Raw genomic sequence first — 19,852 nt, 5'->3', positions numbered from 1 at the left:
ACATTTATCACACCCTGACGTTTGGTTTTAACACTTTTGTTACCTTATGCGCTTGCAAAATTGGCAAAGATTTTAGATGTCTAGTTGTGAGCAACGTCTATAGTTGGATTTTTTGTTTATTTTACTAATCTGCAAACAAACGAAAATTAGCGATGTCACCTGCAACCCAAAAACCTTCACCAAACCCAGAATTAAATCTGTTGCTGTTTAGCATTCCCCAATCTTTGCTTTTACAAATAGGTACAGCGTCTATACTACTGCTGTGTACAGCAGGAAATGCCTCAGTAAAAGCCCTAGAAGCTATGGGCCAAGCCAGTGAAGAATTATTTCGGGGCGATCGCCTACCCATACTCGACTTCCCAGAAGATAACGAATTCAATCACAGTTAAAAATTTTACTCTAAAAAATGCTCCATTCTGGACAGATGCCAGAAGTTTGGACTACACCACAAAGAATTCTAAACAATAATCGTTTTGGCACAATATAGCAAATATGAGTTCTGTTTTATACTCTTTGTCTCAGGCAGCGAAAATCTACCCCGCCTCAGAGTTATTTTTACGCCATCGTCTCCAAGTAGTGGAGGAACTGTGGGAAGCGGTACTCCGGCAGGAATGTGGGCAGAAAATGGTGGATTTGTTGGAACAATTGCGCGCTCTGTGTTCGCCAGAAGGTCAAGCTACTCATGACCAAGCTGAATCTGCGGTAAAGTTGATTGAACAACTGAACATTAATGAAGCTATCCGGGCGGCTCGCGCTTTTGCACTGTATTTCCAGCTGATCAACATCATAGAGCAGGAATATGAACAACGGCAGCAATTAACCCGCTATTCTGAGGCGGAAACAGAGCTAGAAGATCCAGAAATCTTACCCAATATTACCTATTCATCCAATCAGCTAGAAAACGATGCACCTGTAAATCGGGGAATTGGTGCGGATTTATTAGCTAAGAGTTGGCTAGCTAAAGAAAAAGACAAGCACAAAGGTACTTTTGCCGCTTTATTCCCCCATTTATTCAAACTCAATGTCCCGCCGCAGCAAATTCAACGTCTAATTGCTCAATTAGATGTGCGTTTAGTGTTTACAGCTCATCCCACAGAAATTGTGCGTCATACAATCCGGGATAAGCAAAGACAAGTTGTCAATCTATTACAACATCTAGATACGGTAGAAAACCGTTCTGGGAGTACATTAGGGGGCTATCCTTGGGAAGCAGCAGAAATCCGCGAAAAGTTACTAGAAGAAATTCGCCTGTGGTGGCGCACGGATGAACTACACCAGTTCAAGCCGACAGTTTTAGATGAAGTAGACTATGCTTTGCACTACTTCCAAGAAGTGCTGTTTGATGGGATTCCCCAACTGCATAAACGGTTTACATACGCCCTGAATAAAACCTTTCCGTGGCTGGAACCGCCACAGAAAAACTTTTGCTCTTTTGGTTCTTGGGTAGGTTCCGATAGAGATGGTAATCCCTCAGTTACACCAGATGTTACCTGGCAAACAGCTTGTTATCAGCGCAAAATGGTGTTGGAAAGATATATTAAATCAGTCAAGCAATTGATTGAGTTATTAAGCGTCTCGATGCACTGGAGTGATGTCCTCCCTGATTTACTGGAATCTCTGGAGTTGGATCAGTCGCAGTTAAGCGAAATCTATGACGCTTTAGCACTCCGTTATCGCCAAGAACCATATCGCCTGAAGTTATCCTATGTCTTAAGAAGGCTGGAAAATACCCGCGATCGCAATTTGGCTTTGTATAAGCGGGAAACGCCCAAGAATGAAGACAAGCCAATGTATCTGTCAGGAGCAGATTTTCTGGCTGAACTGCGAATGATTCAACGCAACTTGACCGAAACAGGTTTAAGCTGTCGAGAATTAGATAATTTAATTTCTCAGGTAGAAATTTTTGGTTTTAACCTCACACAGTTAGATATTCGTCAAGAATCTTCACGTCATTCGGATGCATTGAATGAAATTCTGGAATATCTCCAAGTCTTACCTCAAAGTTATAACGACCTGACAGAAGAACAGCGCGTAGCTTGGTTAACAGGAGAATTACAAACTCGTCGTCCCTTAATTCCAGCAGAGTTACCATTCTCCGAAAAAACCAACGATGTTATTCAAACCTTCCGTGTCTTGCGATCGCTACAACAAGAATTTGGCGTGCAAATCTGCCAAACTTACATTATCAGTATGTGCCGCCAAGTTAGCGATGTACTAGAAGTTTTGTTATTAGCCAAAGAAGCCAGACTTTTTGACCCTGCGATCGCCGTTGGGACAATTCAAGTTGTACCTTTATTTGAAACGGTAGAAGACTTGCAACGCTCCAGAACTGTGATGCGGCAACTTTTTGAGCTACCGTTATATCGAGCTTTATTAGCTGGCGGCTACGAGCAAGTAAAGGCAAATGAGAAAAACGCAGACAATATCCACGCCACTTGTCCGTTGACCTTGAACCTGCAAGAAGTCATGTTGGGCTATTCTGACAGTAATAAAGACTCTGGTTTTTTAAGCAGCAATTGGGAAATTCATAAAGCGCAAAAATCGCTCCAAGAAATAGCAGAAAAATATGGCGTGAATTTGCGAATTTTCCACGGACGTGGCGGTTCTGTAGGTAGAGGCGGCGGCCCAGCTTACGAAGCGATTTTAGCCCAACCAGGTCACAGTATTAATGGCAGAATCAAGATTACCGAGCAAGGGGAAGTTTTAGCTTCTAAATATTCTCTCTTGGACTTGGCTTTGTACAATCTGGAAACCATCACCACGGCTGTAATTCAAGCCAGCTTACTGCGGACAGGTTTCGACGATATCGAACCTTGGAACGAAATTATGGAGGAATTAGCAGCGCGATCGCGTTCTCATTATCGGGCTTTGATTTATGAGCAACCCGATTTTATTGACTTCTTCCACCAAGTAACTCCCATCGAAGAAATTAGCCAGTTGCAAATTAGTTCCCGTCCAGCACGTCGCCCATCGGGTAAGAAAGATTTAAGCAGCTTAAGAGCAATTCCTTGGGTATTTAGTTGGACACAAACGAGATTTTTGCTACCTTCCTGGTATGGTGTTGGTACAGCTTTGCAAGAATTTTTGCAAGCTGAACCAGAAGAACACTTAAAACTGCTCCGCTACTTTTACGTTAAGTGGCCATTCTTCAAGATGGTGATTTCTAAAGCAGAAATGACCTTAGCAAAAGTAGATATGCAAATGGCGCAGCATTACGTCCAAGAATTATCCAATCCAGAAGATAAGCCGCGATTTGAGAAGGTTTTCGAGCAAATTTCTAGCGAATACTATCTTACCAAGGATTTAGTGTTAAAAATTACCGGACACAGTCGCCTGTTAGATGGCGATCCGGTATTACAGCGTTCTGTGCAGTTACGCAACGGCACAATTGTACCTTTAGGGTTTATCCAGGTTTCCCTGCTGAAACGCCTCCGCCAATCACGCAATACTGCCCCATCCGGTGTAATCCATTCCCGTTACAGTAAAGGTGAGTTATTGCGCGGTGCATTGTTGACTATTAACGGTATTGCTGCAGGGATGAGAAATACAGGTTGATTTGGTAGTTGAGTCAAAAGTCAAAAGTCAAAAGTCCAGAGTTGTTTGGCTTTTGACTGTTGACAAAATAATTAATAATTCGTAGTACCCTGCGGGAAGCGCAAAGCGCTACGTAATTCGTAATTACGGACAAAATCAATAATTGATTCATGCGAGTTTCAAGGCTCTAACTTTTAGTTATGAAAAACCCCGAGATGCGTAGCATTATATTCCAAGCCCCTGAATAAATTCAGGGGTATTAATTACGAATTACGAATTAGTAATTATGAATTGGAGCGCAGCGACTTGACCTTTAATATATGGTTAAAAATAGAATTTTAATTTGTACTTTAGTAGCATTATCATCAGGATTTTTTGGCGGTTACATCAGTGGACAACTCACTCTGATGTTGCATAGTCAGAAGTGCCAAAATCAGAATTGGGCTTTGAAACAAATCTGCAACACTTGGGTAACACCAGGCGCAATTTGGCAAGGTAGCACTACTGGGTTGTGGGTAGGCTCAATTTTAGGTGCATTTGTTGCGGGTTTAGCAACAAACCAAAATCGTACTTAAACTGAGATGGATATGAGGAAAGGGACAGGTAGGAATTCGGCGATGCGTTACGCTGCGCTAACGCATCCTACATGATTGGCGATCACTCAGTTTGACCACTCTCCAACTCTCGAGAGCCTAATCATTTTGTGGATTACTCTAATAACTTTACTACTTATCAAGATACATCAGATTTCAATGTTAAGACCTGGGACAGTGCAGCTTTAATATAGAGTTCAATTATACTGAGATCGCCCCTTTGTTCAGCGTCGCTAATAATTGTAACGATGTCAGATGCTAGAAAACCAACAGAGTTTTTCATGTTGATCGTTTTGCTACCCAAATCATGAAAATCATCAATTAATTGATTTGTTGCAGTAGTCATCATTTCTAGTCTAGAGACTTGAAGATTTCCTGCGTTCACCTGTGCTTCTAGATTGTCCGCATCAGATTTCCACTTGAAGTATAATCCGAGTGCTGTTGCCAATCCTGCTAGTCCAAGGGGACCTAAAGCGAGTAGATACAAATATCGCTTGTGAATGGACTCCTCCTCACGTCGGGCATCGGACAATTGCGATTGAAGTGTAGTAATCTGCAATTTTAACTGTGACTGAACAGTAGCTAGCGGATCTGCAAACCCATATACCTGATTTATCTCTGATGTAATCCTCGTAGTTAGAGAATCTACATCAGCTTTTATTTCAGATGAATTGTTTTGTAATGCCTGGAGTTGCAATAACACAACTTCTAATGGAACGTTATCCGACAACAAATTTTCTATTTCATTTATTTGATGTTGAGAATTATCAACATATGACAGAACAAGTTTTTGCAGATATTTTATTTCTGGCATGATCCTACCAATTGACACCACCATTTGCAACTGAATATTGGCAGCATCTGAAGGTAGTCCACCAAGTGCTTGAATATGTTGTTCAGCTAACGCAACGTTAGCCATCGCCTGACTCAAAATTCCACCACCCATAACTGCCTATTTCCTACTGAGCTTTTCTCTTATCAGAATGGAAAAAAAGGCAAGTGCCGTTTGACTTGCCTTAACGTAAGAAGTTTATGCCACAACCCGTCGCTCAAGATCGTCAATGATGTCTTTGATGTTGCGATTTGGCATAGGTTCAAGGTTGGTCACCCCAGTCATTTGCCCCTTGATGATGCTAATATCCTGGGTAACCTGCTGCACTTGCGAGTTAGCAGCGGTTAAGAATAAAGTCCTCGCATCATCTGTAGATAGACGTCCCTGCCTGATATCATCAGCCACCGTTCCAAGGTCTGAACTCAAAATGTTCCAAGCCTTGGACATTTGTAGTGCTGCCGTGACTGCCCCCTGCACTTGATTACTCAAACCCGAAAAGCCTTGACTGATACCAAGTGCAAGCCCCACCTCATCAGACAAACGTGATTTATCCGTAAGTAGCCTAGCTTTTGAATCGTACAACCCCTTGAGGGCTAAGCCTGCTGCAACTGCTCCACCAACACCTGCAAGAGTGATTGCAACTCCCAAAACCACCAGTGGAGTAGAAGTTCCAGCAGTAACGAATTCAGCAATTCCTCCCACAGCAGTCAGGAAAACTCCACCAACAATAGCTAATCCACTGACGACAACACCAGCAATGGTTCCGTCAATTCGGCTTTGGATGTCTTTTAACTGATCATTGATACTTGAAATTACACCATTGTCTCCGTTAACTGCCGAATTCAACTTTCCTACAGTATCTGTAAATGAGCCAGCATCCTCTGTCAGATTGTTATAAAGTCCGTTGAGTGCTGTTACAGTTGCATCAGCTGTCGCTTTATGAGCAGTAGCCATTTTTTCTAATGTTGCCAAGATTTGAAGCCATCTCTCTGATGTAGCTCCAGCTGGAAGTACGACAGGAATTGCATTTTGCATGGCATAGTAATTGGAGATGTTTGAGATATTAGTAATGATGGTGGGTTGAATAACGTTTATGTAAGTGTCAGCATGGGCTTTTGCTTGACCCAAGCCAGTATTGATGTCCTGCTCATATCTTTTCAAGTTGTCGTATCCAGCAAAGTTGACAGCTGGCTGTGACTTGACACTTTGGCAGTAAGTTTGAATAATTAAGCCCTGCGATGCTTGTGATTTGTTCGCAGAATCGATCTCAGTAGCTCCGTGGTTTAGATCAACAGACATGATGAAGTCTCCAAAAGAAAAGAAAATTTAATAGACAAAGGCTTCGAGAGTTTTGTTATGCAACAAACTAGAGAACACCAGATAACTCCTGCTTGATGTCAATTAATTGATCATTCAAAGAGTTCCAACTTACTGTTGCACTCCGCAGTGATGTCAACAATGGATTAGCATCAGATGCAGTAATAATTTCGGTGATTTGTCCGGCGTAATCGTAGAAACCGAGGCTGATGCCACTTCCCGTGGAGATTACTGGGTTTTGTCCCCAAGTTGTTGCAAGATTCGATATTTTCTCCTGAATCATTTTCATCTCGGATGCAAACATTCGGTTTTGAAGCTGAATTACTTTAGCAGTCGCGACAAGAGCATTCACTTGTGCGAGTTTTTGATAAGCATCTGCCAGTTTCTGATTATTGGAATTGAGGTCGGCGCGAGCTTGGGCAGATTCAGCAGCACCCGCCTCTGCACCTGTAATTGCTGAGACAACAAAATTGACTGATGGTACTCCTAGAGAGCCAGCAGTAACATTATCTTCAGTAATCTCTCCATCATTATCAGTACTATCATCTTCAGTGGCACTTTTAGGTTTTGCTGCATTCTCCGTACTCGCATTAATCTTGGTGATCTCTGTTAGCACACCAATCCCTAACTCCCGGAGCGCACCACCAACTTTATTTGCACCTGACACAATATCACTAATATTCTTCCTTATCTCATTCTCAAGTTTGTCAATTTCCAAATTTGTTGCAGCTACTGTATCGCCCATTTGCTGAATAGCATTTGTGATCGCATCATTGAAGTTGTTTTGTAGCTGCGATACCCTATTTTTGATAACACCAATATTTTTTGCACCAATGGTTAATGTCTGGCTGTTGTGAATATCAGCAAATTCAGAGAGGAGTAGAGATATTTCTGATGCCCTCTGCTTACTATCTCCAGTTGCTTGTCTGATCAAAGGCTCTCCAATCGTTACAAAAGCACTAAAGAGAGCCTCGAAATTTGATGCCGAAGCTAAGTGGCTGATGTACATAGGAACAAGCTGGTTTTGCACATAGGAAGCTTTGGTTTTGAATTGAGACTGAAATATTTTTATCTGATAAGCCAATCCAGCATCTACTGGTAAATCTAAAAGTTGTTGCATCATCACCAAGCTGGCTAATTTCTGAAGAAGCAGTATACTGCCGTTTGTATCTAAATACCTTGGCTCCAGATCACGTGCGCTGATATCAGCATCAAAAAAAGAAACACTCACTTTTATATTTGCTCCTTGAATTAACATTCTTTTGTCAGAGCTTTGAGTTGTTTAAGACACTACCAAAACTCTGTGGTGTTGTCTTTACAGAAAAGTATGGAGATGAAGTATTTAAAGTATGGTTTGATAAAAATGTATACTCTGCTGAAGCTAAAAGATATCTGGAGTTTGAACAGGCACTAGCGATCGCCAACTATGCTGTAAATTTATATACCCCTCACCTATATTGAAATTGCCCCGTCGTTTGATGCCTAAGCTGGAACTATGATCGCATTGCGGAGCGATCGCGCTATTCCATTAATTAAAGCTATTACTACTGATTGCTTTTAATAGCGGCAAATTTCGACTGAAAACTTATCTTTATAGAAAAGTATGGATTTGAGTGTGAAAAGTATGGTTTAATTTAGCCTAAACAAACTAAATTTTTGCAAAAAAGGCATAAATATGGAGTTTGAACAGGCACTAGCGATCGCTAACCATGCTGTAAGCAGCAAAATCGCTAGAAATCTCACGGAGATGGAATTTAACCTTTTGTTTGGTGCCTGGAACAACTGGAATTACGATCGCATTGCTACGCATTCAGGCTATTCCATTAACTACTTACAGCGAGATATTGGCCCTAAATTCTGGAAGCTTTTGAGTGATGCTTTAGGTCGCAAAGTTAACAAAACAAATCTGCGCGGCCTTCTTAGCCAACTTAATGCACCCATCCCTAATCGCCAACTGCAAAACCAACCTTCCGTAGATTGGGGTAAAGCACCGGATGTTTCTAGCTTCTGTGGTCGTGAGGAAGAGATAGAAAAGCTGACGCAGTGGATAATTGAAGAACGCTGTCGCCTAATTGCCTTGGTGGGAATGGGCGGTATAGGTAAAAGTGCTTTAGCTACCAAAGTCTCTCAATTGGTACAAGCAGACTTTGATTTTGTAATTTGGCGCAGTTTCCGCAACGCTCCACTTTTAGAAACTTTATTGGCGGAACTAGTACCTTTCCTTTCCCAACAGCAAGACATCCAAGCCAAACCAGAACGGTTGCTGTACTGGCTGCGGACTCATCGCTGTTTAGTGATTCTTGATAATCAAGATACTCTCTTACAACCAGGTCAGCACGCTGGCAATTATCAACCAGATTTTAGCAATTATAGTGAATTGTTTCAGTTACTCGGAGAATCGAGTCATCAAAGTTGTATTTTACTGACTAGTCGTGAGAAATCTGCAGAAGTGGCATTATTTGAAGATTGGAATGGCGGAGTGCGATCGCTGTTTTTGAAAGGTTCCTGCGAAGCATCCCTGGCATCAATTTACTCGAAGGGATTGGTGGGAAGTGAGGCTGAAAAACACTATCTGTGTGAATTATATTATTGCAATCCCCTGGCATTAAAAATGGTAGCTACCTCAATTCAGAGTTTGTTTGATGGGGTAATTACCACATTTTTGCAAACAGAAACTCCAATATTTAACGGGATTCGTCGCTTACTCGATCAGCAATTTCAGAGGTTATCGCCCTTGGAACAGATCATTATGTATTGTTTGGCGATTAATCGAGAATGGACAGCAATTACCAAACTGCAAGCAGATATTGTACCCGCTGTTTACCGTGCTAGTTTGTTGGAATCCCTAGAATCGCTTACATGGCGCAGTTTAATTGAAAAGCGATCGGGCGAATATACCCAACAACCGGTGATTATGGAATATGTCACAGATTGTTTAATTCGACAGCTTGCCACTGAATCAATAACGGTACAAACGTCATTTTTCAATAGACATATCCTAAAACTCACAAACTAATATTTACAAGGCTTTGAGACCAAACCTTGCAGACTTTTTTCAACTTCATAATCAGCATTTGATATGGTTATCGATACTTGAGATCTCAAAGAGAGAATACCCTAATAAATGAGATCGCCTCATTCCAGAAACTCGCATAATTAAATACTTAATTAACCAGCAAAAAAAGTTATATCAATTTGAAAAAAGAATGCGACAGACTGTAGGGGCAAGGCGGTGCCTTGCCCTCTAGAATATATTGATGTGTCGCAAACATTATTTGATTTGGTATTACTAATATGCCTAAACTACTCGATCAAGGATTGTCAGTTTTCAGCTGACAATTTTTCTCCCCAGTTTCCTTAATCGAGAAGTCGTGACATTTATGAATACAAATAAAGGTTTCAGGAGATGAAAATCGCAACCTTTTTGCGTGACGGAGGTATTCTCTATTCCCTTCGAGTGAATTCTTCGGATACCCTACACAAGCCTCAGTCACTCATGGAGGAAACCCCCTACAGCCCTTCTCTTAAAGGAGACGCTACGCGAACGGGAATCCTACAGCAGACGCTAGCCTCTCCCCTTGTGAGAAGACCGCGCTGACTCACCTTTTTCCTGTCGTCAACTATTGACTATCTGTGGAAGCTGTAGGCGCTTGCAAATTACTCAAATGTTTCCAAGAGTGAGTACTCGTGTCAAAACAGCACCATGTTGAACTTTTGGGTTCTTGGTAACAAAATAAAGTGCGGTCTTGACCATCCAGGTAGTCAGTTAAATAATAGACAATTCCCCGAAAAGGATAGGTTTTGCGGCTGAGTCGCTTGGCTACTGCTTGATTGGGACATTCAACTACAAAAACTGGTTTTCCATCCAGGTGCGCCAAAGAGAAGATACACATCCGCAAAATGGCTCTGAGCCAACTTTCAGAATTGTCAAAGTAATCATCTATGATTTTGTTAGTCAGAGCTTGCTCAAGGGTACGGTCTTTATTTTGGGGAGTTTGGGCTTCAGACATAGCATCACCTATTAGCTACACCGATGGTTTGAGATTAAACCAAAATATTGAAAAGTGACAAGGGTATAGGCAATAATTGCCTCTGTCCCCTTGTATCCCTTGATTAACACTGTCTCCTGTGAAATGCCAAGAGTCAAGGGATGTCTAAGAGCAACATCCCCTACACAATGGGAGTGAGCATGACTGGTAAAATATACTCATAGCTTTATGAGCCAATTGTCATGCCTGCTGAAACTAATGAAGTAAATCAAACTACCACTGGTGCTGATGCTATTGACGTAGCGATCGCAAAGGGAATTGATTTTGACGGTTCTCCCATTCCTACTGCCAAGCTGGAACTATACAACAAAGTCATGGCTCTAGAGGCAAATAGACAGCGTAGCGGCGTATCCAATACCATGCGATCGCGTATTGTCAGAATTGGGGCAAAGCACATTCCCCAAGCAGAACTCGACACCTTGCTCACAGAAGCTGGTTTTGCACCTTTGAAAGAAAAAGAAATTGCCTTTTTTTACGGCGGTAAGTAGTATATCTGCTGACTCTATCCTGTCTTTGTTAACTTGCTAGGCTAACAAGGACAGGTATTTTTATGTGTTGAAAAATGATTGCGACAGATGGATCGCCCAAAAGCGCAATCAATCCAAAATCCTATAAGTACTCTAAATGTTCTTGGCAAGCAAAAAAACTAGTTAACAATCATAATGTTATGTGTCTAGTTAATCACTAAACTTACTTATGCCGAAAGCAATTTGGAATGGAGCAACTCTAGCCGAGAGCAATCAAACTATTGTTGTAGAAGGTAACCATTACTTTCCACCTGACGCTATTAACAAGCAATTCTTTAAAGAAAGTAATACCCACACTACTTGTCCGTGGAAAGGCGTTGCTAGTTACTATAGTGTTGAAGTTGATGGGCAAGTCAATCAAGACGCAGCTTGGTACTATCCCAACGCCAAAGAGAGAGCTAAAAATATTGAAGGCTATGTTGCCTTCTGGCGTGGTGTCAAAGTCGAAGCTTAGTCAAGATTAATCTCTAGTTTATTCCTGAAACTCTTTGTTTTTCAGGTTATTTACACCAGCCAGCCAGCCACAATTCTACTGTTTTTATTGGTGGTTGATATTAGTCAACCACCAAAATAGAGACATAATTTTTTGATTCATTTGTTGAGTAAACGCAAAATAATTTGACGTTTTTGACGTAAAAGCAATCCTTCCTCTTCAAACTGCTGTAACAGTCGCGTTACCGTTACTCTAGTTGTATTTAGTACCTCTGCCATTTCTTGATGAGTGGCATTTAAGTCTATTAGTGTACCCTCTTCTACATCACGACCAAATTTTGTACTTAACCACACCAAAAATTGCCACAACCGCAGATACATCGGTTTACAATGCACTATACTTAGCAGTTCTTCTGCCTGTTGAATGTGAGAAAGTAACGCCTCCACATCTTGATACCAGAGATGAGGTGGCACAATACTTACTTCTACACTAGTCAAACATTCAATTTGGTAAGGTTTAACTTTAGACAATGGAGAACCGATTAAATCACCAGACCCCCAATAACCTAAAGTAATAAATGTTCCGTCTTCACTCCAGGTTAAGGTACGAACTGCACCACGTTCGATTCGCCACAATATATCGTTACGTGGTGGTATCATTTCGCGCTTTGTAAATAAGCGATGAGGTATTTGTTCTTTGAGAACAGAGTTATACGACAAGTTGGCGGAAGACATCATAAGTACATCTTGGTAGAAAAAAGTGTGTAGTTGCTTGAGTACTGATCGGAATTATCTCAGATGCAAGAATTGACTTAGATTAAATTAATACTTGCAGTTACAGCAGCAAAGGCAGATTTATCACAGATATCATCTATGTGTAAATATCGGGATAGTGGCAATACTGCTCGGTTAAGGATTTTCAAGTTGGAATTTGGTTTGGGAAAAGGTGTACCCCTGCGCTTAAGCAAGCTACGCGTAGCGTCTGTGCAGGAGAAAGGGTAAGGGTTAAAGGTTTTTTCTTGCCCCTTTTCCCCTTCCCCTTTTGCCCTTAAGCGACAAGTATTGGGGATAGTGGGGATAACCATAGTGATTGTCTAGTTACCCATGACACTCAAGTAAATCAATACCTATGCCTTTCTTAGGAGATGGGGCGAAATTTATAAAAATTATTTACAAGATAGTATGCATATTATGAAAATATTTGCAATAGTAGCTTATACTCCAATACAGTTCAGTTAAGTTCACTAGGGATTGATTTGTCACTTATTAAAGAAGCCAGCTCAATTGGGGGAGAATCCCCCAAACCCCCGATTGGGTGACGGTTGCGTCCCCCAAACCCCCTCCAAAATTATTGTTCGGTTTTTTTGTTGAGTAATTAGTTTTTTGGTTTTGTGATCAATTAATTTTCTGAACTGAACTGTATTTGCTTATACTCTTCTATATCAATCTGTATTTGTACAAGTGCGATAGCTAGTATAAAAAAACACTCAATGTAAATTTACATGAGTGTGGTAATTAAAAATGGGTAATAGTTAAGAGGAAACAGCAAATTCCCTGATTAAAAGTTAGTCTCCTTGTCCCCTCTGCTCTCCTGCTCTACCTCTGCTGCCTCTGCTGTCTCATCCGCAGTTTCTAGTGCCCAAGGTAGCTAATTATTCTCTAGCAATCACAATATCGTTAGACTTAATTACTGCGTAGGCTTCTGTTCCCTCAGTTAAATCTAGTTCCTCTGCTGAGACTCTGGTAATCATAGAAGTTAACTCTACTTTATGAACAATCTCTAGGGTTACTTCTGTATTAACTGCTCCAGTAACCACCTTTTTAACAACGCCTTTGAGAATATTGCGTGAGCTAACTTTTAAAGGTTTCTTTGAACTACTAATTTCTATCCCAGGTGTATAAGCATTTGGTATAACATCCTGCTGAGTTGGTGACGCTACCGCTGGTGAAGAGTATTTATTCAGCCCACGTACCAACTCTCTTAAAATTTCTGTCTTGGTACGTTGAGACTGATTACAAAACTCTTCCAGTATTTTGCGTTCTTCTTCTGAGGTTTGAAATGTTACCCATCCTTGTTCTTTTCTAGGCATATTTTTACCAATTTAGTTGGTAGCTACTTTTGATCATGCTACGATCCTACCAAGGGAAATCCTCCGAAATAGAACACCCTAGAATAAGTTGAGCCGAATAAAAATAAAATAAACCAAAGTCAATATTTCTTGTGACTTGTGTTTGTTACTCATATCAGATAGAAATATTGAAGAACTGGGAAAGTGCGATCGCCGCTATACTCCAGTATTAATGTAAAAAATTATACTAATATATTAGTATAATTCCTGAGTTTATCTATGTGATTAATTAGATTGCAATCAGCAAAAGTAATTTCTGAGATTGCCAAAAAATATTTAGAAAGATTAATTAAACAAAACCCGATCATCAAGCAAATAAAATTGGATAACTTGCCAGTTGTGAGTTATTTACCACAACTGACAGGGAGAAACTGACAGTAACCATTAATCACGGCAAATTATAAATTTAATTGTTTGATGTGCCATTACCATTAGTTGAATAAATTATTTGATGTAACGTGCGGAGCAATTCTTGTTCGTTATAAGGTTTAGAGAAATAGGCTCTGGCACCTAACTGCATTGCTAATTGGCGATGTTTATCGCTACTACGAGAGGTCAACATAGCAATGGGAATATTTTTCATATCATCGTGGGATTTAATCCGACCTAAAAACCCATAACCATCAAGACGAGGCATTTCAATATCGCAAATTACTGCTTGAACTTGTAAGCCACTCTGAAGTTTATCTAAAGCATCTTGTCCATCTTTTGCTTGTTCTACTTGATATCCACCTTTTTCTAAAGTCAAGGCTAAAAAGCGGCGAACATTAATCGAATCATCGACAATCAAAATCGTGCTTTTTTGATTAACAACAGATGATCCTACTGGTTTGTCTTCACCAGATATCAAAAAGGCAGTTTTTAATCGAGCTGATGGTAATTGATTATTTTTGGAGCTGCGTTGATTTGTAACAACTTTATACAGTAATTCATTGGCATTGACCAATGCTACTACCCGACCATCACCCAGAATCGTACAGTTACTAAAACCGTCTGGTAAAGGAATGTTACCCTCAACTTGGCGAATCGCAACTTCTTGTTCACCCCAACAACGGTCTAGTTGTACAGCCATTGGCTGATTACCGCTTTTCACAATTAATACACAACTAGCATTGATTGCTGGGGGAGTTTCTAAATCAGGGCTATTATAACGGGGGCCATTAAACTCTAGGTGTCTACTCAGGCGAATTAAAGGTAGCATCGTACCTTGCCAATTGATCACTTCACTACCTGCGATCGCAAACACTTGTTCATTTTGCAGTAAGAAGATTTCTGAAACTACATCTGTAGGGAATGCTAACAGCATTCGGTTGCTTTCCACTAACAGCACGCGTGCAACTGAAAGTGTAAATGGTACAGATAGGGTAAAGGTAGTTCCTACTCCGAGTTCGGTATCAACTTTGATATCACCTCGGACTTGTTTGAGTTTGTTGCGTACCACATCCATACCCACACCACGACCGGAAAGTGCGGTCACATGGTCGGAGGTGGTAAACCCTGGCTCAAAAATTAGTGATAACAGTTCTTCATCGCTAGCACTAGCTAATAGTGAAGCATCTAAGCCCATCGCTAAGGCGCGGGCGCGAATTTTTTCTAGAGAAATACCCCGACCATCATCACGGATGGTAATAATTGTGCGGTCTCTACGGTGGGTGGCTTTAATTTCAATTAAGCCTTGTTCTAATTTACCGATGCTGCTGCGGGTGGCTGGATCTTCAATACCATGATCGAAGGCATTCCTTAACAGGTGCATTAAAGGCTCATTTAAAGCTTCTAAAATGCTACGTTCTATTAAGGTATTACCACCTTCAATTTTTAACTGGACATTTTTGCCATATTCCACATTCAAGTCGCGGATAGCGCGCGGAAAACGCTCGACTAAATCTGATAGCGGGCGCATCCTTACTTGGGTCAGCTTTGTTTGTAACTGCTTAGATGTTTTGTTCAGCTTCCGCGCAATTTGATCGGTGTCATCAACACTTAGCTGCACATCGGTGGTAACTTCTTGTACCTGAACAATGGTTTCCATAACTTCCTGCGATAGCAGGTTTAATTCGTTATAGCGATCCATTTCGAGGACATCAAAGTTAGTCTCGATGCCATCAGCTTGATGGTTGTCATCAGCAAGCGATCGCATTCCCGAGCCGTTAAAAGTTTGAGTGGAAATTCTGTCGTAGGCGGCGCGTAATTCCTGGTTTTCTCGCTCTAGCCCTTGGACACGCTGGCTGAGGTTACGAACGAGTTTACGTAGCCTTTCCAATTGCAAATTCAGCCCATTGCGCTGAATAATTAATTCCCCAAACAGATCATTAATTTGTTCAAGTTGCTTACTGGGAACTCGGACTGTATTTTCCTGAATTTCTCGGTCTTTACCGATAGCAACTGACTCGCCTTTGCGCTCAAGAAATCTGTAATCTATGGTGGAAATTTCTCTCGCAGTGACTAAGCTTGGCTCAGAAACCTCAACTGTATCTGGGGAATCGTTAGCAAACTCAATATCTAACGTTTCAAAACTAGCAGCAACGATCGCATCATCTTCATCGGGCCAAGCTTCCTCAGTTTCTTCTGATTCCACAAAATCTGGTGAGAAGACTTCTGCTTCTAACAAGTGGGCTGCGGCTGAATCTGTGGCGAAAAATTCCGCAATTGCAGCTTGTTTAGATGGCTGCGTATTTGCCGGATGCAGGGCTGGAGCAGAGGCTAAATCACCGATTTTGATTTCTGTCGGTAACTGATCGAGTTGATTTGTCAGCACTAAAGCTTGCGATCGCCGCCATGCTTGTAATGCTAATCTGGTAATTTCTTCTACTTGATTTGGGCTAGCAGCTTCTAAGTGGTGCGTCACTGACTCGCAAAGCTGGGTAAACGCTGGTAGCTGAAGCATTTCGCCTAAGCCTGCTAGTTCAGCTGCCATAATTGCCACTTCTTCTTGTAAACAAGGCTGTTGTTCGTCTGCCACTACAGCTTCTAAACGCTGTAAACAGCCTTCTACTTCTGTTTCAAAAAGTAAGGGTATAATATCTTGCCCATCTTCGGGGGAAAGCATACTTGTAGCGTCTTCTGGCACCGGATCGCCCAAACGCTCGTGCAATTCATCAAATACCGGATAACAAAAGGTTTGTAACCATTGCTCTTCAATCACATTGCCTTCGGAGAGCAATTCTACGATTTGACGTAACCAGTCCACCCCAGATAACAGTAAACTTTGTAGCTGGGTGTCAATTTCTAAAGAATTTTTGCGCGTCTTTAAAACTTTAAAGGAATCTTCTAGACGATGGGCTAAATCACTCAGCGTGCGAAATCCCATCATTCCCGCCCCGCCTTTAATGGAATGAGCGGCTCGGAGTGCCCCGTTAATCTTTTCTAAATCGATGCGATTACTAGTGTCGATTTCCAACAATACCGCTTCTAAGGTATTGAGATAATCAGTGGCTTCTTCCAGAAATTGCATCTGGATTTCCAGTTCTTTGTCCTGTGACATGATTTTGGTTAGTTGTTAAGCTAATGCGCGCCTAGTAGAGCACTTATTGTGATATTTGTCATTTGTTCAGTTGGGTTTTAGCTCACCAATGACTGATGGTGCCAAAACTAACTGATTTTGAAGGTTCCCACAGTTTCTTGTAACTCTTGGGAAATCTCCACAGTTTGTTGTAAAGATTGGGAAACTAGTCGGGAAGAATCGCTAGTGCGTTGTGACACAGCCACGATTTCTTTCATCAGGTGACTGACAGTTTGAGATGTTTGTACCTGAGATGCAGTTGCTAGGGAAATAGACTGCACTAGCTCGTCAATTTGACGTGATACATCCAAAATCTGCGCCAGGCTTTGTTTTGCATCTTCAACGATGCGCGTACCTTCCACTACTTGGGTGGTTCCTACTTCCATCGCCTGCACTACTTCGCTGGTTTCCCGTTGGATATTTTCTACAATTTGTTCAATTTCTTGGGTGGCGGCGGCGCTTCTAACTGCTAGTTCGCCTACTTCTTCGGCAACTACAGCAAACCCTTGTCCTTCTTCACCTGCACGTGCGGCTTCAATCCCCGCATTAATCGCTAGCAAGTTAGTTTGCACGGCGATTTGGTTAATCAAAGACACCACGCGGGAAATTTGTTGAGAAGATTCTCCTAACCGCTTCACTTTCTTGGCAGTTTCACCCACGGTTTCTCGCAGAGAAAGAATGTTTTGCACTGTCAAATCCATTGCTTGCCCACTCTTAGTTGCAGTGTGAGCCGCATGGTTAGCAATTATCGCGGCTTGCTGGGCGTTTTCTGCCACAGCTTGGATAGAATAAGTCATTTGATCAACTGCATCCAAAGTCCGGTTGATTTCGGCTGCTTGGTTCATAGCTTCTTCTGCTAGCTGACGGATAGCGCCTTCGTTCGAGCCAATCGCTGTATTTACTTGGGCTGCAGCTTGTTGGACTTGGGTGACAATTTCCCGCAGGTTTTCCACAATCGAGTTGAAAAAGTCGGCAACTGTGCCAATTTCGCCAGCTGTGACATCAGCCCGTACTGTTAAATCTCCTCTAGCAGCACCTTCGACGTTACTCAGCAATTCTAAAAGTTGCATTTGCAATGCTTCTTTTTGTTGCCGTTCTTCTTTGGTGTCTTGTTGAGCAGCAGATTTAGCTTTTTCTAGTTCTTCTAGTAGCTTGGCTTGTTCTAGGGCATAACCAATTTGAGTTGCTACTTGAGTAAATAACTCAATTTCTGATTGCTGCCAATTGCGGGGGCTTTCGCAATGATGAGCAATTAACAAACCTCTCAATTGATCTTGGAGGATAATGGGAGCAATTAAATTGCCTTGGACGGCAAATTTCTCTAAAATTTCGATGTAACAATTTGCTTCCGGCAAACCTGCCTCTTGATAAATATTAGCGATCGCTCTGACTCTGCCTTCGCGATAAAGTTGTACATGGCGTTCCTGAAAACAAGGATCGTCAATCTGCACTCCCATCATTCTCGGCCAAACACCAGTCACAGCTTCTGCCACCACAATGCCATCCCAAGTGTCTGGATTCAACTGGTAGACGATGACTCGGTCTACTTTCAGTGCTTGTTGGACTTCGTTAACTGCTATAGCGTAAATATCTTCAGTTTTGAGATTTTTACGAATTTCTAAGGTAATATCTGCAAGGATTTTTGCTTTTTGGGCTTCTCGCTCTTGTTCTCGCAATAATACTTGCAATTGTTCTGCCATTTGGTTAATATTGGTACCCAGTATGCCTAATTCGTCTGCTCTTTGGACTTCAAGACGGGTGTTGAGTTGACCTTGACCAAGCTTGTTTACCGCTTCTGTGGCATTCAAAATGGGCTTTGTGGATTGTTTCGCTAACCAAGCGGCGATCGCAGCGACAATTAAGGCGGTTAATGCCGTACCAATGGCGATCGTCCACAATAATTCTCTCTGGGGTGCAAATGTAATTTCCGTATTAGTAGCAATAATCGCATCCCATTTTAAATCTGGTAATCCAGCAATTTTGATTGAAGGTACATAGGTCAGTAATTGCTGTTTTTTACCCAGTTGGTTAACTGTAATAAAAGTATCTATTTTATTTTTTCCTTGCCGTTGACCTAACCCAGGAAAATCTGTTTTGGCATCTCTACCTTCTTGATTGTTTTGTGTGGCAAGAAAAATTTTTCCAGATTTATCTAGCAAATGATATTCATGCCCAGTATAGGCATAGTTTTTGATAGTTTCTTCCAACATTTTTACGGGTAGACGTGCCCTAACTACTCCAATGTTTTGACCCGTTGTTGCATCTTTTACTGGTGCAGCAATATGAACACTGACAGCACCAGTAGTTTTTGATATTTCCGGTTGGCCAATAACAGCTGTATTTTGTTTCAGTGCGTCTTTAAAATACTGACGGTCTTGATGATTTTCTAGAGTTTCACCACTAGACTGGACAATCACATTTCCTTGTAAATCAAAGAAAGCAATGCTGTCATAAGCTTTGTAAGTCTTGACAATTTGATCTAAAAGTGATTGTTTTTGTTGAGTAGATATGCTGTCTCTGAGTTGGGGATTTGTCAAAAAAGGTAGATCCGAGAGTAGCTGTACATCTCCGTATCTTCCCAAGATGTAACGGTTGACTTTGTCTAGTAAGCCAACTGTTTCTGCTTCTTGCGCTTGGGTGATTTGCTTATAAATCGATTTATTCGCAAAGCTATAGGCGATCGCGCCAATACCTAAAGTCGGGAGAGTACCGATAGCGATCGCTAACACTGTAGCCTTTGTACCTAAACTTAGCCTGTGAAAATAAGTAACTGCCTTATTCCAAGGAGAACTATTTGCAGTTTTATTAGTCAACTTATTTGATTGTTTAACTGTACTATTAGAAAGTTTTGCCGATGAAATGGGCAAGGAACCATTTTGAGTATTATTACTCTTAGCTGTGTCAGTTTTATTAAACATAAATTAATTCTCCTGTTGGTGT

General features: G+C 41.4%; 15 protein-coding genes. 7 read left to right on the top strand and 8 right to left on the bottom strand.

The window, feature by feature from the left end; all coding sequences use genetic code 11:
* Positions 1-152: 152 nt before the first annotated feature.
* The 3 genes from HG267_RS27015 to HG267_RS27005 all read left to right on the top strand — a co-directional run bounded on the left by HG267_RS27015 (position 153) and on the right by HG267_RS27005 (position 4,109).
* Entirely contained in the window at positions 153-389 is a 237-nt protein-coding gene (locus tag HG267_RS27015) for a hypothetical protein (protein ID WP_045872310.1), read from the top strand.
* Positions 390-492: 103 nt separating this feature from the next.
* Entirely contained in the window at positions 493-3,555 is a 3,063-nt protein-coding gene (ppc, locus tag HG267_RS27010) for a phosphoenolpyruvate carboxylase (protein ID WP_045872309.1), read from the top strand.
* Between the two features lie 299 nt (positions 3,556-3,854).
* Entirely contained in the window at positions 3,855-4,109 is a 255-nt protein-coding gene (locus tag HG267_RS27005) for a hypothetical protein (protein WP_045872308.1), read from the top strand.
* A gap of 157 nt (positions 4,110-4,266) precedes the next feature.
* Here the strand turns inward: HG267_RS27005 and HG267_RS27000 are convergent, their stop codons facing one another.
* From HG267_RS27000 to HG267_RS26990, 3 genes are all read right to left on the bottom strand, one after another.
* A complete protein-coding gene (locus HG267_RS27000) occupies positions 4,267-5,073 on the bottom strand; it encodes a hypothetical protein (protein ID WP_045872307.1) in 807 nt (268 codons plus the stop codon).
* A gap of 84 nt (positions 5,074-5,157) precedes the next feature.
* Positions 5,158-6,258, bottom strand: coding sequence for an HBL/NHE enterotoxin family protein (locus HG267_RS26995; RefSeq protein ID WP_045872306.1), 1,101 nt, complete (start codon positions 6,256-6,258; stop codon positions 5,158-5,160).
* A 67-nt stretch (positions 6,259-6,325) separates the two neighbouring features.
* Complete coding sequence (locus tag HG267_RS26990; protein ID WP_045872305.1) at positions 6,326-7,534, bottom strand: hypothetical protein; 1,209 nt, start codon at positions 7,532-7,534, stop codon at positions 6,326-6,328.
* Positions 7,535-7,554: 20 nt separating this feature from the next.
* Between HG267_RS26990 and HG267_RS26985 the strand changes: the two genes are divergently transcribed.
* Both HG267_RS26985 and HG267_RS26980 read left to right on the top strand, forming a co-directional pair.
* Positions 7,555-7,737, top strand: a complete 183-nt coding sequence (locus tag HG267_RS26985) for a hypothetical protein (protein ID WP_155539443.1) — start codon at positions 7,555-7,557, stop codon at positions 7,735-7,737.
* Between the two features lie 214 nt (positions 7,738-7,951).
* Entirely contained in the window at positions 7,952-9,292 is a 1,341-nt protein-coding gene (locus HG267_RS26980) for an NB-ARC domain-containing protein (protein ID WP_228045245.1), read from the top strand.
* Positions 9,293-9,896: 604 nt separating this feature from the next.
* Here the strand turns inward: HG267_RS26980 and HG267_RS26975 are convergent.
* A complete protein-coding gene (locus HG267_RS26975) occupies positions 9,897-10,286 on the bottom strand; it encodes a hypothetical protein (protein ID WP_045872303.1) in 390 nt (129 codons plus the stop codon).
* A gap of 221 nt (positions 10,287-10,507) precedes the next feature.
* On the opposite strand from HG267_RS26975, the gene HG267_RS26970 reads away from it, so the two are divergent.
* Both HG267_RS26970 and HG267_RS26965 read left to right on the top strand, forming a co-directional pair.
* Positions 10,508-10,813: a DUF4090 family protein gene (locus tag HG267_RS26970; RefSeq protein ID WP_045872302.1), complete on the top strand. Its 306-nt coding sequence runs from the start codon at positions 10,508-10,510 to the stop codon at positions 10,811-10,813.
* Positions 10,814-11,021: 208 nt separating this feature from the next.
* Positions 11,022-11,306 (top strand): DUF427 domain-containing protein, encoded by a 285-nt coding sequence (locus HG267_RS26965; RefSeq protein ID WP_045872301.1) that lies wholly within the window; start codon positions 11,022-11,024, stop codon positions 11,304-11,306.
* A 137-nt stretch (positions 11,307-11,443) separates the two neighbouring features.
* On the opposite strand, the gene HG267_RS26960 is transcribed toward HG267_RS26965, so the two are convergent.
* From HG267_RS26960 to HG267_RS26945, 4 genes are all read right to left on the bottom strand, one after another.
* The gene (locus HG267_RS26960) at positions 11,444-12,022 is read right to left on the bottom strand and encodes a Crp/Fnr family transcriptional regulator (protein ID WP_411863263.1); all 579 of its coding nucleotides are present in this window, start codon (positions 12,020-12,022) and stop codon (positions 11,444-11,446) included.
* A gap of 914 nt (positions 12,023-12,936) precedes the next feature.
* Positions 12,937-13,374, bottom strand: a complete 438-nt coding sequence (locus HG267_RS26955) for a molybdopterin-binding protein (protein ID WP_045872298.1) — start codon at positions 13,372-13,374, stop codon at positions 12,937-12,939.
* A 445-nt stretch (positions 13,375-13,819) separates the two neighbouring features.
* Positions 13,820-16,894: a response regulator gene (locus HG267_RS26950; RefSeq protein ID WP_045872297.1), complete on the bottom strand. Its 3,075-nt coding sequence runs from the start codon at positions 16,892-16,894 to the stop codon at positions 13,820-13,822.
* A gap of 107 nt (positions 16,895-17,001) precedes the next feature.
* Positions 17,002-19,830, bottom strand: coding sequence for a methyl-accepting chemotaxis protein (locus HG267_RS26945; protein ID WP_045872296.1), 2,829 nt, complete (start codon positions 19,828-19,830; stop codon positions 17,002-17,004).
* Between the last annotated feature and the right edge of the window lie 22 nt (positions 19,831-19,852).

It is taken from the genome of Tolypothrix sp. PCC 7601 (genome assembly GCF_025677855.1).
In the GTDB taxonomy this organism is placed as follows: Bacteria; Cyanobacteriota; Cyanobacteriia; order Cyanobacteriales; family Nostocaceae; genus Aulosira; species Aulosira diplosiphon.
This window is presented reverse-complemented; position numbering and strand designations above follow the sequence as displayed.